General features: G+C 76.1%; 8 protein-coding genes. 7 read left to right on the forward strand and 1 reads right to left on the reverse strand.

From position 1 onward, the window contains the following. Positions 1–15: 15 nt before the first annotated feature. Positions 16–1,398 carry a type VII secretion integral membrane protein EccD gene (gene eccD / locus ACWD4P_RS28320; protein WP_359823844.1) on the reverse strand — a complete coding sequence of 461 codons (1,383 nt, stop codon included), beginning with the start codon at positions 1,396–1,398 and terminating at the stop codon, positions 16–18. A 198-nt stretch (positions 1,399–1,596) separates the two neighbouring features. Between eccD and eccCa the strand changes: the two genes are divergently transcribed. The 7 genes from eccCa to ACWD4P_RS28355 all read left to right on the forward strand — a co-directional run bounded on the left by eccCa (position 1,597) and on the right by ACWD4P_RS28355 (position 16,134). Next, positions 1,597–5,559: a type VII secretion protein EccCa gene (gene eccCa / locus ACWD4P_RS28325; RefSeq protein WP_449781568.1), complete on the forward strand. Its 3,963-nt coding sequence runs from the start codon at positions 1,597–1,599 to the stop codon at positions 5,557–5,559. After that, the gene (locus ACWD4P_RS28330) at positions 5,559–7,955 is read left to right on the forward strand and encodes a hypothetical protein (protein ID WP_449781569.1); all 2,397 of its coding nucleotides are present in this window, start codon (positions 5,559–5,561) and stop codon (positions 7,953–7,955) included. Before eccCa ends, ACWD4P_RS28330 begins: the two co-directional genes overlap by 1 nt. Positions 7,956–8,290: 335 nt before the next feature. Beyond that, positions 8,291–9,235: a terpene synthase family protein gene (locus ACWD4P_RS28335; RefSeq protein WP_449781570.1), complete on the forward strand. Its 945-nt coding sequence runs from the start codon at positions 8,291–8,293 to the stop codon at positions 9,233–9,235. 162 nt (positions 9,236–9,397) lie between these two features. After that, the gene (locus tag ACWD4P_RS28340) at positions 9,398–9,835 is read left to right on the forward strand and encodes a hypothetical protein (RefSeq protein WP_359831141.1); all 438 of its coding nucleotides are present in this window, start codon (positions 9,398–9,400) and stop codon (positions 9,833–9,835) included. An 84-nt stretch (positions 9,836–9,919) separates the two neighbouring features. Next, positions 9,920–11,449, forward strand: a complete 1,530-nt coding sequence (locus ACWD4P_RS28345) for a hypothetical protein (RefSeq protein ID WP_449781571.1) — start codon at positions 9,920–9,922, stop codon at positions 11,447–11,449. Between the two features lie 66 nt (positions 11,450–11,515). Then, positions 11,516–14,881: a right-handed parallel beta-helix repeat-containing protein gene (locus tag ACWD4P_RS28350; RefSeq protein WP_449781572.1), complete on the forward strand. Its 3,366-nt coding sequence runs from the start codon at positions 11,516–11,518 to the stop codon at positions 14,879–14,881. Continuing rightward, a complete protein-coding gene (locus ACWD4P_RS28355) occupies positions 14,878–16,134 on the forward strand; it encodes a S8 family serine peptidase (protein WP_449781573.1) in 1,257 nt (418 codons plus the stop codon). The genes ACWD4P_RS28350 and ACWD4P_RS28355 overlap by 4 nt, the downstream gene beginning before the upstream one ends. Positions 16,135–16,227 lie beyond the last annotated feature (93 nt).

A 16,227-nucleotide genomic window follows, 5' to 3' on the forward strand; every position in this document is an offset into this window, starting at 1 on the left:
CGGGGCGGTGGCGGGTCAGCCGCCGAGGCCGCGCAGGGTGTGGTAGACGCCGCAGGCCTGGAGGGCGAGCGGCAGGAGGGACAGGGCGCAGAGGGTGTGGAGGATGTCGGCGGCGCGGCCCCAGTAGGGGAGCAGGCGGCGGCCGGGGACGGTCCAGGCGGCGACGAGGAGGGCGGCGGTGAGGGTCAGCAGGGCGGCGAGCAGGAGCAGCCGGTCGGTGGTGGTGGCTCCGGCGGCGGCGCGGGCGAGCAGGACCAGGACGCCGAGGACGCCGGGCAACAGGACGGCCAGGCGCTGGCGGATGCTGCCGACGGCCCGGCCGTGCAGCAGGAGCAGCAGGCCGAGCGCGCCGGCCTCGGCCGGGCCGGCCCAGCCGTCGGCGAACGGCAGGACGGCCAGGCAGCCGGCGCAGACCGCGCCGATCGCGGTGAGCAGGGCCATCAGGTAGTCGTCGGCGACCAGGGCGCGGGGCAGCACGGCGGAGGCCGGGACGGGGTCGATGTTCTCCTGCAGCTCCTCCGCGGTGCGCGGCAGCATCGGCAGCCGCAGCCCGGACAGCCGGAAGGCCAGGGAGGGCACGAACGCGCCGACCAGGACGGCCGCCACCGCGACGACCGCGACCAGCTGGGCGAGCGTCAGCCCGGCGAGCACCAGCACCCCGGACAGCACCCCGAGCAGCGCCACCAGCGCGATCCCGAGGAAGAGCGGCGCCGCCGCGCCGACGGCGGCCAGGGCCAGCACCGCGGCCCCGGCCCCGGCGGCGGAGGCCGCGAGGATCCGGGCGCCGAGCAGGTCGCCGCCACCCGGCCCGGTGGGCAGCAGCAGTGCGGCGAGCGCCAGGTACGGGACGGCGGCGGCGCCGAGCGCGGCGCCCGCGCCCGCGTCGGCCATCGCCCGGGAGGCGCTGGCCGCGCCGAGCAGCAGCAGGACGGCGACCGCCGCGGCGGCGGTCTCGCGCGGTGCGGCCGGGCCGGGCAGGGCGAGCAGCACCCAGCCGGCCGCCAGCGCGGCGAGGGCCAGGGCGACGGCGAGGATCCGGGTGAGGGCGGGGCGCCAGGTGTCGCCGCGCTCGTTCATGCCGGTGGCGACGCCGTCCACCAGGTCGTCGAAGTGCACGACCGGCAGGGCCTCGTGCCGGGCCCGCAGGTGGAGCGCGTCGCCGTCGTGCAGGCCGAGGGCCTCGGGGGTGAGCTCCTCGTCCAGGGGTTCCTCGCCGAGCCGTTGGAGCACCCAGCCGCCGTGTTCCAGGCCCTCCTCGGCGAGTTCGGGGCCGGCGTGCCCGAGGACGGCGGGCAGCAGGTCGGCCAGGGGGACGTCGGCGGGGACGGCCAGCTCGAAGGCCGTCCCCGGCGCGTGGAACCTCAATCGGCACAGTCCTGCCACGACACTGCTGCTCACGCGTCCTCCGGTTCGGTCGGGTCGGTCCGTTTCTCCGCCCGGATGAACGGCCTGCCTGGCGTGCCGCGTTCAACCGGGCCGCCGTCGGACGCGGTGGCCCGCCGGGACCGTCCGGCCGGATGCGGCCCGCCGCTGAACCCCGGGCACCGCGCCGTCCGTCTCCCAGAGGGAACGGCCATGGCGGGAAGGGACCCCTGAGTGAGTGTGGAGCTGATCAACCGGACGCCCCGGCGTCCGGGGCCCGAGATGCCGGACGGCGAGATCCAGCTCCAGGAGCCGCCGGGCCTGCCCGAGAAGCAGAGCGGCATGGCCAGCCTGATCAGCATGGCCCCGATGGCGCTCGGCTCGCTGTCGATGGTGTTCATGTTCCTGCACCCCGGCGGGGCCGGTGGCGGCGGCGGGATGCTCAGCTACGTCGCGATGGGCATGATGGCGCTGTCCGCGGTCGGCATGCTGGTGACCCAGCTGATCCGCGGCTCCAGCGACCGCAAGCAGCAGCTGCGCGGCGAGCGCCGCGACTACCTGCGCTACCTCTCCCAGATGCGCCGCCAGGTGCGTCGCTCGATCGACGCCCAGCGCCGGGCGCTGGCCTGGCGGCACCCGGATCCGGCCGAGCTGGGTTCGCTGGTCGGCACGAGCCGGCTGTGGGAGCGGCGGGCCGCGCACCCCGACTTCAGCGACGTCCGGATCGGGCTCGGCGCCCAGCGCCTGGCCACCCCGCTCGCGCCGCTGGCCACCAAGCCGGTGGAGGACCTGGAGCCGCTCTGCGCCCACGCGCTGCGCCGCTTCATCCACGCCTACGGCACGCTCGCGGACCAGCCGATGGCGATCCACCTGCGGGGCTTCGCCCACCTGCTGCTGCGCTCCGACGACCCGGAGGCGGCCCGCGCGATGGTGCGGGCGGTGCTCGCCCAGCTCGCCGTGGTGCACGGCCCGGACGAGCTGCGGATCGCCGTCGTCACCGACAACGAGCGGCGGGCCGCCTGGGAGTGGGCCAAGTGGCTGCCGCACGCCCTGCACCCGACCGACACGGACGGCGCCGGCCCGGTCCGGCTGGTCGCCGGGAGCCTCGGTGAGGTCGAGCAGCTGCTCGGGGAGGAGTTCACCGGCCGCCCCGGCTACGAGCCGGACACCGTACCGGACCGGGACGAGCCGTTCACCGTTCTGGTCCTGGACGGGCCCGGCGCGCACAGCGGCAGCCGCGCCGCGTTGACCGGCTACCGCAACGCCGTCCTGATCGACCTCTCCGACTCCCTGGAGTGGCGCCCGGCCCGCACCACGCTGCGGCTGCGGATCGAGGAGGGCCGGCTCGCCATGGTCGGTGCCGACCGCAACCGGAAGGACGTCGTCACCGAGCTCGGCCGGCCCGACGCGCTCGGCGTGGCGGCGACGACCCGGCTGGCCGCCCGGCTGGCCCGCTTCCGGATCGCCGACGGCGTGGACGCCGCCGAGCCGCTGGCCACCGACTTCGACCTCACGGCCCTGCTCGGCATCCCCGACCTGCACGCCCACGACGTCGAGGCGCTCTGGGGCCAGCGCGGCATCCCGCAGCGGCTGCGCGTGCCGCTCGGCCTCGGCCCGGACGGCCGGCCCGTCGACCTGGACCTCAAGGAGTCCGCGCAGGGCGGCATGGGCCCGCACGGCATGCTGATCGGGGCGACCGGCTCCGGCAAGTCCGAGCTGCTGCGCACCCTGGTGCTGGCGCTCGCCGTCACCCACTCCTCCGAGGTGCTCAACTTCGTCCTGGTCGACTTCAAGGGCGGCGCGACCTTCCTCGGCCTGGACGCCCTGCCGCACACCTCCGCGGTGATCACCAACCTGGCCGACGAGGCCTCCATGGTCGACCGGATGCGCGACGCCCTGCACGGCGAACTCGTCCGCCGCCAGGAGGTGCTGCGCGAGGCCGGCTACGCCTCGCTGCTGGACTACGAGACGGCGCGCGCCGCCGGAACCGCGCTGCGCCCGCTGCCGACGCTGTTCGTCGTGGTCGACGAGTTCTCCGAACTGCTGTCCGCGCACCGGGACTTCATGGATCTGTTCGTGATGATCGGCCGACTCGGCCGCTCGCTCGGCGTGCACCTGCTGCTGGCCTCGCAGCGACTCGACGAGGGCCGGATGAGCGCACTGGAGTCCCACCTGTCGTACCGGATCGGCCTGCGCACCTTCTCCGCGATGGAGAGCCGCGGCGTGCTGGGTGTCCCGGACGCCTACCAGCTGCCCTCGCAGCCCGGCAACGGCTTCCTGCGCAGCGACATCTCCACCCTCACCCGCTTCAAGGCCGCCTACGTCTCCGGCCCGTACCGCCCCAAGCGCCGCGCCGCCCAGCAGGCCGCCATCGCCGGGCAGGTCGTCGCGTACGGCACCGACTACGTGATGCCCCGGCAGCGGCCGGCGGCGGAGGCCGAGCCGGTGGAGGAGCAGGCCTCGGCCGGCTCGCTGCTGGAGGTCGCGGCCGGCCGGCTGCGCGACGCCGGGCCGCCCGCGCACCGGGTCTGGCTGCCGCCGCTGGACGTGCCGCCCACTCTCGACGAGCTGCTGCCGCCGCTGGTCCCGCACCCCGAGCGCGGCCTCACCACCGAGGACGACACGAGCCGCGGCGCCCTCACGCTGGCCGTCGGCGTGGTCGACCGCCCCTTCCACCAGCTGCGCGACCTGCTCACCGCGGACCTCTCCGGCGCCGGCGGCCACATCGGTGTCGCCGGTGCCCCGCAGAGCGGCAAGAGCTCCCTGCTGCGCACCCTGATCACCGGCCTGGCGCTCACCCACACCCCGCGCGAAGTCCAGTTCTACTGCCTGGACTTCGGCGGCGGCACGCTGTCCGCGCTGCGCGGCCTGCCGCACGTCGGCGGGGTCACCGGCCGGCACGACGGCGAGCGGGTGCTGCGCACGGTGGCCGAGGTCAACGGGATCATCACCCGCCGGGAGCAGTACTTCGCCGAGCTGGGCATCGACTCCATCACGTCCTTCCGCCGCCGCCGGGCCGCGGGCGAGCTGCCCGACGAGGCGCACGGCGACGTCTTCCTGGTGATCGACGGCTGGAACACCCTGCGCCAGGAGTTCAACGACCTGGTCCAGCCGCTCACCCTGATGTCCCAGCGCGGCCTCAACTACGGCGTCCACCTGGTCATCGGCACCACCCGCTGGGGCGAGATCACCAGCGGACTGCGCGACCAGCTGCAGACCCGCTTCGAGCTGCGCCTCGGCGACTCCGTCGACTCCGTGATCAACATGAGGGCCGCCGCCAAGGTGCCCAAGCTGCCCGGCCGGGGCCTCACCGAGGAGCAGCTGCACTTCCTGACCGCGCTGCCCCGGATCGACGGATCCGGACGGGTCGACGACCTCGGCGAGGGCGTCGCCGACCTCGTCGACGCGGTCGCCGCGCACTGGACCGGGCCGCGCGCCCCCGAGGTCCGGATGCTCCCGCTCACCCTGGACGCGGCCCGGCTGCCCGCCCCCGAGGGCCGGCTGCGGGTGCCGATCGGCCTGGAGGACACCGAGGTCTCGCCGCTGTGGCACGACTTCGAGGAGAACCCGCACCTGCTGGTGGTCGGCGACAGCGAGGCCGGCAAGACCAACCTGCTGCGCCTGATGATCAAGGCGATCACCACCGCCTACACCCCGGCCGAGGCGCGGATCATGCTCGTCGACTACCGGCGAGGCCTGTACGACGCGGTGCCGGAGGACTACCGGCTCGGCTACGCGGTGGCCGTCGACAAGCTCCGCCAGATCGTGGACGGCGCGTCCCGGGCGATGAAGAACCGCATCCCGCCCGCCGACATCACCCCCGCCCGGCTCCGGCTGCGCGACTGGTGGACCGGCCCCGAACTCTTCGTCCTGGTCGACGACTACGACCTGGTCGGCTCCAGCACCGGCAACCACCCCTTCGCCGCCCTGCTGGACGACCTCTCCCAGGGCGCCGAGATCGGCCTCCACCTGGTCGTCGCCCGCGGCGCCAACGGCATCGGCCGGGCGATGAGCGACCCGCTGATCCGCAAGCTCCAGGAGGTCAACTCGCCGACCCTGCTGATGTCCTGCCCGCCCTCCGAGGGCTACCTGTTCGGCAACCTCAAGCCCCGCCCGTACCCGGCCGGCCGCGGCCTGTACATCACCCGGCGGCGGACGGTCCAGGTGCAGACCGGGCAGCTGGCGGAGGAGGAGTGATGGGCGCCGCACAGACCCCGGGCGTGTTCGGCGCCCCGACGCTGCGGGCACTCGGCCCGCACTACGTGATCGCGCCGCCCGGCGCGGAGGCGGACGGACTGGCCGAGGCACTGGCACCCGTACGGGCCGAACCGCGGGCGCTGCTGCTGCTCGCCGCCGCCGCCGACGCCGCGCCCGTGCTGCTCGGCTCGCTGGACGAGCTCGCCCGGGCCGCGCGCGAACGCGACGCCGACGTGCTGGTGCTGGCCGCCTCCGGGCTGGCGGCGCTCGGCCCGGACGGCCGACGGCCCGCCGAACTGCTCGCCAGGCGTGCCGGGTTGACGGTGGTCGCGCCGGACACCGTGGTCAGCGTCGAAGCGGACGGCACCCTGCCGGCCGTGAACGGGACGTGGTGGCGCTGCCGTCCCGGCGGGGGAGCGGAGCCGCTCGGCGGCCGCTGGCCCGCCGCCGCGACCATCACCCCCCTGGCCGGTGGGGCGTACTGGGTCACCGAGGCCGCGGTGGGACCGGCCCGACCGGCCGTGCTGGACCGGGCCGTCGCGCCCCCGGACGGGCTGCTGCTGATCATCGGCGAGCCGTCCGGAGAGCTGCCCAGCGGCGCCCAACTGGCTGACGCCGCAGCGCTCCTGCAGGAGTCGGCGACGCGGCGGGAACCCCTCGTGCTCAGCGCGCCCTGGGCCGCTCCGGTCGAACTCATCGAGCTGGCGGCCGTGTTGGCGGCCTCGCTCGGGCAGGAGGTGCGGGCGGCGATCGGCGTGCCGGTCGGGACGGCCGGGCTGTCCGGGGTCGGCGTGCGGCACGTCCACGTCGCGGAGGGCGGTGGGGAAGGCTGGGAGCCGTACCTCACCGAGCTGGTCGCCCGCCCGCGCGAGCGCACCGTCACCGCCGTCGGCTGGCGCACCCGCCCCGACCTCCCGGCGGCGCCCGGGGCCGCCCGCTACCCGGCGTTCCCCGGCTGGGAGTTGGAGGCGGTGTCCGCCGGGCTGTGGCTGCGCCCGGCCTCCGGTGCGGACCGCGGCCCCCGGCTGCGCCGACCGGACCCGGCCCGGCCGGTGCTGGTCGTCGGCGCGCCGGGGCGACCGGTGCCGGAGACGCTCTGGGACCACCTCGGGGCGGTGCTCGGCTCGCTGCCGGCCGGGCCGACGCGGCTCGGGCTCGCGGTGGCGGGGGCACTGGACGTGGGGTCGGCGGCGGTGGCGCGGTTCTGCGCGCGGCTGTACGGCCTGGACTGGGTCGGGGCGGAGGCGGGTGCTGCGGAGCCGTCCTTCCGGGGCGAGGTCGTGGCGGAGGCTCCGGCCTCTGCTCCGGCTCCGGTTCCGGGTGCGGTCGAGGCCGTGGTCGAGGCCGAGGTCCTGGCGGAGGCGACGGTGGAGCCGGTCGTCGCGCCCGCGCCCGCCGCCACGGTGTCGACCGCGGGCGGGGCGTTTCCGGGGGTTCGGGAGGAGGCCGGCGAAGGAGCAATATTGGCCCCTGAGGGCGTCGTCACGGAGCCCGAGGTCGAGGGGCCGGCCGCCGAGGCGCCGACGGCCGAGCCCGAGCCGGTTCCCGAGCCCGAGGCCGAGCCCGTTCCGGAACCCGTTTCCGAGCCCGAGCCGGTTCCCGAGCCCTTGACTCCAGCCGTGGCGCCCCCGCCCGTGGCGCCCCCGTCCCCGCCCGTGGCGCCGGTGGAGCCCGCCGCCACCTCGCCCGCCTCGGACGGCGCGGCGCTGGCGGCCCTGCTCGGCTCCGCCTACCAGCGCCTGGCGCGGCGGGCCGAGGACGTCGCGACCCGGCTGCCCGCCCTGCGCGCCCGGGCGGAAGGGGGAGCGCCGGGGCCCGAGCTGGTCGCCGTCCTGCTGCAGCACGGCGACTGCACCCCGCTGGCCCAGCGCGCCGAACTCCTCGCGGCGGCCCGGTCCGGCGCGCCCGGTCCCTACGGCCCGTACCTGCGCTGTCTGGCCGGCGGTCTGCGGCGGCTGCCCAGCCACTACGGCGGTGTGCTGGTGGCTGGCCCGGCGCAGGACTGTGACCTCACCGCGTACGCCCCGGGCACGGTGCTGACCGAGCGGGCCCCGGTGACCGGCCTGGCGGCGCCCGGGGCCGACCTGGGGGAGGACGTCGGGGTCGAGTTCGCCATCTGGTCCGTCGGTGGCCGGCGCAGCTCGGCCTTCGGCGAACCGGGCGACCAGCCGACGGTGATCTTCGCCCCGGGCACGCGGTTCGAGGTGGTCGAGGTCGAACCGGCGGACCAGGAGCAGGGCCGCCCGGCCCGGGTGCTGCTGCACGAGATCGGCGGGGTGCGGCCGGGCCCGGACCGGCTGCGCACCTGGCTCGCCCGCCGCGACGCCGTCGCCCCCGCCGACCGCGTCCGCCCGGCCGACCCGGCCCGCTACGTCCTCGCGCTGGGCGCGGTGTGACGGCGGACACGTCCCGGTGCTCCGGTGCGATGTCGTGATCTGCCGCTGGAGCCGGGCGGGAACGGCACCGGCCATCGCGTGCTCATCGGGCGTCGTGCGGACTCCTGAAGATCACGCGGTGGCCGCGGGGCCGCGGCATGGACGCGCCCGAGCGGATGGACCACCGGCTCGCACGGGAGTGCCACGGGTGAACTCCGGCATCGCGGCGACCCGGGAGGGGAAGCGACCCGACCATGGGATCCCTTCCGCAGCCGCCCTTCCACATGCCGTTCGAGTCCCGCCTCAACCCTCATGTCGACCAGGCCCGCGCGCATGCCAAGGAGTGGGCCCGGCGGATGGGCATGTTCGACGAGGCGTACTCGGAGTGGCCGCAGAGGTGGAGCGAGGAGAAGTTCGATCAAGCCGACTTCCCGTTGTTCATCGCCTTGACTCATCCGGACGCCGATGCCGGAGAGTTGGAGCTGGTCACCGATTGGCATGTCGCCCTGTGGTTCGTCGACGATCTGTTCCTGCCGCTCTACCGGCGTGACCACGACCGGGAGTCAGCCGCAGCACAGGTGGAGCGGCTGATGCTCCACCTGCCGTTGGACGGCCTGCCGCGGCCGCTGAACCCTGGAAATCCCGTGGAGCGGGCCTTCGCGGACCTGTGGACCGGCACGGCCGCCACCATGAGCCCGCTCTGGCGCGATCGGTTCATCAGCAGCGTGCGGCGCTTCCTGGACGGCGTGCTGTGGGAGCTCGAGCACGTCGACCGTGCCGTGACCGATCTGATCGAATATCTGGGAGCCCGCCGAGACTTTGGTGGTCTGCAGTTCACCGCCGTGCTCATGGAGCACGCGATGGGCGAACTCCGTCCGAACGTGCTCCGCCTCAGGGAGTTCCGCACTGCCGTCGACGCGTTCGTGGACGCCGTCAGCCTGCACAACGACATCGTGTCCCACGACCGGGAGGTCGATGAGGGCACGGTGGGCAACAACGGCGTGGAGGTCGCCGGTACGGCCCTCGGGCTGGACCGCCGTGACGCCGCTGCCGTCGTCGACGATCTGCTGACCGCCAGGGTCGACACTCTGGCCGGGGCCCCGGCGGCCGTACCGCCCGAGGCGGTACGGTTCGTGGCGTCGCTGCAAGAGGCGCTGGCGGGCTCGTACCTGTGGCACGAGCGGTCCGGCCGCTTCGGCCGGACCACGGCGAGTCCGCTCGGGGGACCTCGCGGTCTGGGCGCATCCGCGGCGTACGCCTTCCGGAGGAGCGGAAGGGCTCACCGCACCGTGCGCACCTGACCGACCGGGCCGCGACCACCGCGCGATCCTCGGAGTCCGCACGACCCCCGATGAGCACGCGACGGCCGTCGCCGTCCTCGCCCGGCTCCGCGGTGAACCCCGCGCCGCCGGTCGGCCGTCGGACGGAACGTAGGGACGTGGCCGGCGGTGAGGAGTTCGGTGATGGGCGAGACGGTGCGGGACGGGTTCCGGCTGGCGGCGGTCTTCGACGCGGTGGATCCGGTGACCGGGCCCGGGTTCGCCCCGGACCGGCCGCGGCTGGCGGCGGGGCCCGGGCGCGAGGCCGTAGCCCGCTACCTGCGGGCCGGGGCGGCGGTGCTGCTGACGCCGATGCTGATGGACGACGTGGTCGACCCGGCCCGGCGCGGCGTCGTGCCGATGGGCTTCCGCACCGACGGCCGGTGGATCTGGACCGACACCGTCACGTACTACCTGGAGGAGTACGGGCTGGCGCCGGACCCGGAGCTGCTCGCCCACGTGCGCGCGCAGGGGGACGGGCCGTGGGCGGCGCCGTCGGCGGCGTCGCTGGAGCAGGCCGTCTCCTTCGTGCTGACCCCGCCGGAGGCGGCCGCGGAGCCGGTCTGGAAGCTCGGCGCCTGAAGCGCTCCGATCTCCGCTGAACCGGTTCGGCCCCCCGGGCCGTAGGCCCCCATGGGAGTGTCGTCGAACAGCAGGGGATGCACGGTGGGCGAGGAGCAGCGCGGCGGGCCGGAGCGGAGGCCGGGTGGCTACCAGCTCCCGGCGGTGAACTGGGCGTTGGCGGCGGAGGAGTCCGCCGCGGAGTCGGTGGAGCCGGCGGAGGAGTCCGCCGCCGCGACGGCGGTACTGCCCGCGCAGCCGGGCACCGGGGCCGCGGGCGCCGCGCCGGGCGGTGCGCGGAGCGGACCGAAGCCCGCGGCCGCACCCGGCACCGGTGCCGGCACCGGGAACGGGGCCGCGACGGAGCCCGCGTCCGAGGCCGAGCCGGAGGCCGGGACCGAGCCCGAGGGCGGGAGCGGCATCGGGCCGGCGAGACTGCCGTCCCCCGTCACGGCCCAGGGCGCGGGCGCCCCCGCGCTGCCCGACGCGGTGGCCCTCGCCGCCGCCGCGACCGCCGAGCCCGCCGGCGACGGCGCCACGGACCCCGGGCCGCGCCCCGGCCGGGTCTCCCGTCCCATGATCGCCGCGGCCGTCGCCGTCGGCCTGGTGCTGGTCGGCACCTCCGTGGTGGTGACCCAGCTCGGCGGCAACGATCCGAAGCACGGGCCCGCCCAGGCCGACGCCCCGCCCGGTTTCGGGCAGGGCGGCGGGGACGGCGGCACCGGCTACGTCCCCGGCTTCGACGAGCACGGCGGCACCGGCGGGGCCCCCCAGGGCGGCGAGCAGCCGGGCGTGGCGATCCCGCTGCCGGACGGTTCGACCGCGCCCGCGCCCACGCCGGGCGACCAGGCGGCCTCGGCCCCGAACGGCACTTCCGGAGGCGGCGCCGGCGGCGGAGGCACGGTCGCCCGTCCCGGCGGCGCCGCCAACCCCGCCCCGGGCGGGGGCACGTCGGGCGGCGCGGCCGACCGCCCCCAGGGCGGCGGGGGCTCCGCCTCGGGCGGATCGGCCTCCGGCGGTTCGGGCGGTTCCGGTGGCGGCGCCAACCCGGCCCCCAACCAGCCCGCGCCGAACCAGCCGGCCCCCAACCAGCCCGCCCCGAACCAGCCCGCGCCCCCGGCCGCCGCCAAGCCGCCCGCACCGGTCACCGTGATCGCCGGCCCGTACTGCTCGAACGGCGGCCAGTACAAGACCAACGGCTGGTTCGACCAGGGCGACAGCGGCTGGCGCAACAACTCCGGTGGCTACAGCGGCGACGGCTGCAACGGCACCTACGCCTCGATGCCGATGTCCGGGGACGCCAACAAGGACGACGGCGGCAACTCGGTGGTCTGGACCTTCACCGTGGACAAGGTCTCCAGCTGCACCCTGTCCGTCTACATCCCGGGCAGCGGCAACGTGAAGCAGGTCGGCGGCAACCCGAGCTACTACACGGTGCAGAGCGGCGGCGGGCAGGTCGGCTCCTTCAGCATCAACCAGACCGCCAGCCGGGGGAGTTGGGTCAACCAGGGCCCGTTCACCTACCGCGGCCCGATCTCGCTGACCCTGCACAGCCGCGGCCTGGACTGGTCGGGAAGCACCAAGACCTACGCCCACCACGCCGCCGGCGCCGTCCGGGCCACCTGCACGGCCTGACCCGCCGCCCGAACCCACACCCGTACCACCGAACCACAACGCCCCACGACGAAGGGAACCCCACGCATGTCGCGCCCGGTGCTGACGGTCTGCGCGGAGCAGCGGGAGCCCGGCTCCTACCGCACGATCGGCGAAGCCCTCCAGGCTGCCCGAAGCGGCGCGGTGATCTCCGTCCGCCCCGGCCGGTACGACGAGAACCTGGTGCTCACCAAGGTGGTGAGCATCACCGCGGAGGACGTCCGGGGCAGCGTGCGGATCAGCCCGCGGCGCGGTTCGGTGGTCCAGGTGCTCACCGAGGCCGTCCAGCTCACCGGCCTGGTGCTCCAGGGGCAGGACGACGACCTGCCCGCCGTCGACGTCCCGCGCGGCCAACTCGCCATGCAGGACTGCGAGGTGATCGGCAACGCGTGGACCGCCGTGCTCACCCGCCAGCAGGGCGAACTCGCCATGCGCGGCAGCCGGGTGACCAACCCGGCCGGCGCCGGACTGGTGGAGACCTCCACCGGCACCAGCGTGATCGAGGACAGCGTCATCGAACACCTGGGCACCTCGGCCGTGGTCATCGGCGAGCGGGCCAACCCGACCGTCCGGCGCTGCGTGCTGCGCGACGCCCGCGGCAACGGCCTGTGCGCCAACGGCGAGTCGCGCGGCGTCGTCGAGGACTGCGAGATCTCCGCCACCGACAAGCCCGCCGTCGCCCTGGAGGAGCAGAGCAGCACGCGCCTGCTGCGCACCGAGATCCGGGACAGCGCGCTCGGCGTCTTCGTCGGCTCCACCGCCCGGGTCGTCCTGGAGGACTGCACCGTCACCGCCGTGCGCGGCCACGGCTACGTCCTCACCAACGGCACCGACCCGCTGCTGCGCCGCTGCCGCGCCGTCCGCCCCCAGGGCCACGGCCTGCACATCACCGGGCGGGCCCGCGGCACCCTGGAGGACTGCGAGGTCACCGCCCCCGCCCAGGCCGGCATCCACGTCGGCGAGTCGGCCGGGCCCGGCCTGGTGCGGGCGGTGGTGCGCGACGCCGGCACCGACGGCGTCGAACTCACCGGGGAGAGCGCCGCCGAGTTCGACCGGCTGGAGGTCCGCGACGCCACCGGCGTCGGCATCGTGGTGCGCGACGGCGCCAACCCGCTGCTGCGCCGCAGCACCGTCACCGCCGCGGGCGGCCACGGCATCGAGGTGCTGCGCGACGGCCGCGGCCGGCTGGAGGACGTCACCGTCGTCGACGCGGGCAGCCACGGGGTGCGGATCTCCGACGGCGCCAACACCTACCTCGGCGGCAGCCTGGTGCGCGGCAGCGGATCCTGCGGGATCTCGGTCGGCGCCGAGGGCGTCGCCACCCTGCGCGACGTCGAGTCCGCCGACAACGCGACGGACGGCGTGAGCGTCGAGCACGGCGGCGAACTGACCGCCACCCGCACCCGGATGCGGACCAACCGGCGGCACGGGCTGCACCTGCTGCCCGGCGCCCGCGCCACCCTGACCGCGTGCCAGCTCTGCGACAACACCGTGGACGGGCTGCGCTCCGAGTCCGTGGAGCCCGTCCGGCTCACCGACTGCGTGGCCGCCGAGAACCAGGGCGCCGGGCTGCGGCAGACCGAGCCGACCGACCGCCTCGCGCTGGAGAACCTCGACAGCCGCGACAACCGCTCGCCGGACGCCCACGGCACGGCCGCCGTCGCCGCCGCCGGATCCGGCGACGCCCCCGCCGGCGACGGGACGGACGCCCCGGCCGAGGGCGCCGACGGCCCCGGGACGGCCCCGGCCGGGCCGCAGGGCCCGCAGGCCGTCCTCCAGACCCTGGTCGGGCTGCAGGGCGTGAAGGAGCAGGTCGCCACCCTGGTCAACCTCAACAAGCTGGCCCGCCGCCGGGAGCAGGCCGGACTGCCCGCCCTGCCGATGAGCCGCCACCTGGTCTTCGCCGGGCCGCCCGGCACCGGCAAGACGACCGTCGCCCGGCTCTACGGCGCGATCCTCGCCGAACTCGGCGTGCTGCGCAGCGGCCACCTGACCGAGGTCGCCCGGGCCGACCTGGTCGCCTCGATCATCGGCGGCACCGCCCTGAAGACCACCGAGGTGGTGATGGAGGCCCTCGGCGGGGTGCTGTTCATCGACGAGGCGTACACCCTGTCCGCCGGCTCCGGCGGCAGCGGGCCGGACTTCGGCCGGGAGGCCATCGACACCCTGGTCAAGCTGATGGAGGACCACCGCGACGACCTGGTGGTCATCGTCGCCGGGTACGAGGCCGAGATCCGCGAGTTCCTGGCCTCCAACCCCGGCCTGGCCTCCCGGTTCAGCCGCACCGTGGAGTTCCGCAACTACAGCGACGACGAGCTCACCACGATCGTCGAGCACGCCGCGGCCGGGCACGGCTACGAGCTCGCCGAGGGCACCCGGGAGGCGCTCGCCGCGCACTTCGACCGGATGCCCAAGGGCGCCGACTTCGGCAACGGCCGCGCCGCCCGCAAGGTGTTCGAGGAGATGGTCGACCGGCAGGCCTCCCGGCTCGCCGAACTGGCGGACTTCGACAACGAGGCGCTCACCCGGCTGCTGCCCGCCGACGTCGGCGAGGAGGCCGCCGCGGCCGCCGCCGGCGAGGAACGGCCCGAGGAGCCCGGCCTGCTCGACCGGCTGCGCGCCATGGTCGGCCTCGCCGCGGCCAAGGAACAGGTCGAGGACCTGGTCAACCTGACCAAGCAGACCCGGCGCCGGATCGAGGCCGGACTGCCCGCCGCCACCATCAGCCACCACCTGGTGTTCTCCGGCCCGCCCGGCACCGGCAAGACCACCGTCGCCCGGCTCTACGGCGAACTCCTCGCCGAACTCGACGTCCTGCCCTCCGGCCAGCTCGTCGAGACCGCCCGCGCCGACCTGGTCGGCCGCTACATCGGCCACACCGCCCAACTCACCCGGGACGCCTTCGAACGCGCCCGCGGCGGCGTGCTGTTCATCGACGAGGCGTACACCCTCACCCCCCGCAACGGCTCCGGCGGGGACTTCGGGCAGGAGGCGGTCGACACCCTGATGAAGCTGATGGAGGACCACCGCGACGAGGTCGTGGTGATCGTGGCCGGCTACCAGGAGGAGATGCGCGGCTTCCTCGCCTCCAACCCCGGCCTCGCCTCCCGGTTCTCCCGGGAGATCACCTTCGACCACTACGCGGACGACGAACTCGTCACCATCGTCCGGGTACAGGCCGAGACGGCCGGCTACACCTGCGCCCCGGAGACCCTCGCCGCGCTCGGCACCCTGTTCGGCGCCGTCCCGCGCGACCGCTCCTTCGGCAACGGGCGCTTCGCCCGACAGGTGCTGGAGGCGATGATCACCCGCCAGGCCGGCCGGCTGTCCCGGCTCGACGTGGCCGACCTGGACGAACTCAGCCTGCTGCTGCCGCAGGACATCCCGGTCGAGCGGATCGGCAGCCTCGCGTGAGGACGGCGACCCGCGCGGCGAGGACGGTGGCCGGAACGGTCGCCGCGGGCGTCCTGGCCTCCGGGCTGCTGCTCCCGGTCGGCACCGCCGCGGCCGACAGCCCGGACGCCCCCGACGCCCTGCCCCGGGTCAGCCAGCAGCGGCACGACGCGCTCGGCCGGCCGGCCGGCTGCCTGCCGCCGTCCGTCAAGGGCACCCAGCTCACCCCCTGGCCGCAGACCTTCCTCCGCCCCGACCGGGTCTGGCCGCTCAGCCGCGGCGAGGGCGTCACCGTCGCCGTCCTCGGCTCCGGCGTCCAGGACGGCGCCGGCCTGCTGGCCGGCCGGCTCGACCAGGCCCGGCTGCCCGGCGGCCCCGACCCCGCCCAGGACTGCGTCGGCCACGGCACCTTCCTGGCCGGCCTGATCGCCGCCGACCAGCGCGAGGGCGCCGGCTTCGCCGGCATCGCGCCGCGCGCCCGGATCCTCGCGATCTCCGTCACCAACGAGGCCGGAACCGCCTCGGCGGACCTGCTGGCCCAGGGCATCACCACGGCCGCCGACCGGGGCGCGCGGGTCATCACGGTCGCCGTGGCGCTGCCCAACGGCACCGACGCCCTCGCCGCCGCCGTCCGCGCGGCCCGCGGCAAGGGCGCGCTGATCGTCGCCCCGGCCGCACCCGACACCGTTCCGACCGACGCCACCGGCGCGACCAAACCCGTCCCGGCCTACCCGGCGGCCTACCCCGAGGTGCTCGCCGTCCGGGACCTCGCCCCCGGCGGCGCGCTGCCCGACGGCCCGGCCGCCGTCCCGGTCGGCGGCCGGATCGACCTCGCCGCCCCCGGCGACGCCGTCACCGGCCCCGGCCCGGCCCCCGGCGGCTACTACACGGGCGCCGGCCCCAGCTTCGCCACCGCCTTCGTGGCCGGCACCGCCGCCCTCGCCCTCGGCTACCGGCCGGACCTGACCGTCGACCAGCTGACCGAACGCCTGGAAGCCACCGCCTACCGCAGCCCCGACGCCCAGCACGGCCACGGCACCGTCGACCCGGTCGCCGCCGTCACCCGCCTCGCCGCCCCCGCCGCGCCCGCCGCGCCCCCGCCCACCGCGGCCCTCACCATGCCCCCCGCCCCGCCCACCAGCGACGCCGCCACCCTGGCGGGCCTGGTCGCCCTCTCCGCGCTCGCCCTCATCGCCCTGGTCGCCGCCGCCGGCGCCGTGGCCCCCCGTGCCCGCGCCCGGGGCTGGCGCCCGGGTCGCGCCGAGGACAGCTGAGGCCGACGCCCAGCACGGCCGCGGCACCGTCGACCCGGTCGCCGCCGTCACCCGCCTCGCCGCCCCCGCCGCGCCCGCCGCGTCCCCGCCCAC

This window comes from Kitasatospora sp. NPDC002543, from assembly GCF_053594915.1.

Bases quoted from the DNA above. Each gene is read 5' to 3' on its own strand.
- ACWD4P_RS28330 (WP_449781569.1), top strand. From the start codon at position 5,559: ATGGGCGCCGCACAGACCCCGGGCGTGTTCGGCGCCCCGACGCTGCGG.
- ACWD4P_RS28335 (WP_449781570.1), top strand. From the start codon at position 8,291: ATGGGCATGTTCGACGAGGCGTACTCGGAGTGGCCGCAGAGGTGGAGC.
- ACWD4P_RS28340 (WP_359831141.1), top strand. From the start codon at position 9,398: ATGGGCGAGACGGTGCGGGACGGGTTCCGGCTGGCGGCGGTCTTCGAC.
- ACWD4P_RS28350 (WP_449781572.1), top strand. From the start codon at position 11,516: ATGTCGCGCCCGGTGCTGACGGTCTGCGCGGAGCAGCGGGAGCCCGGC.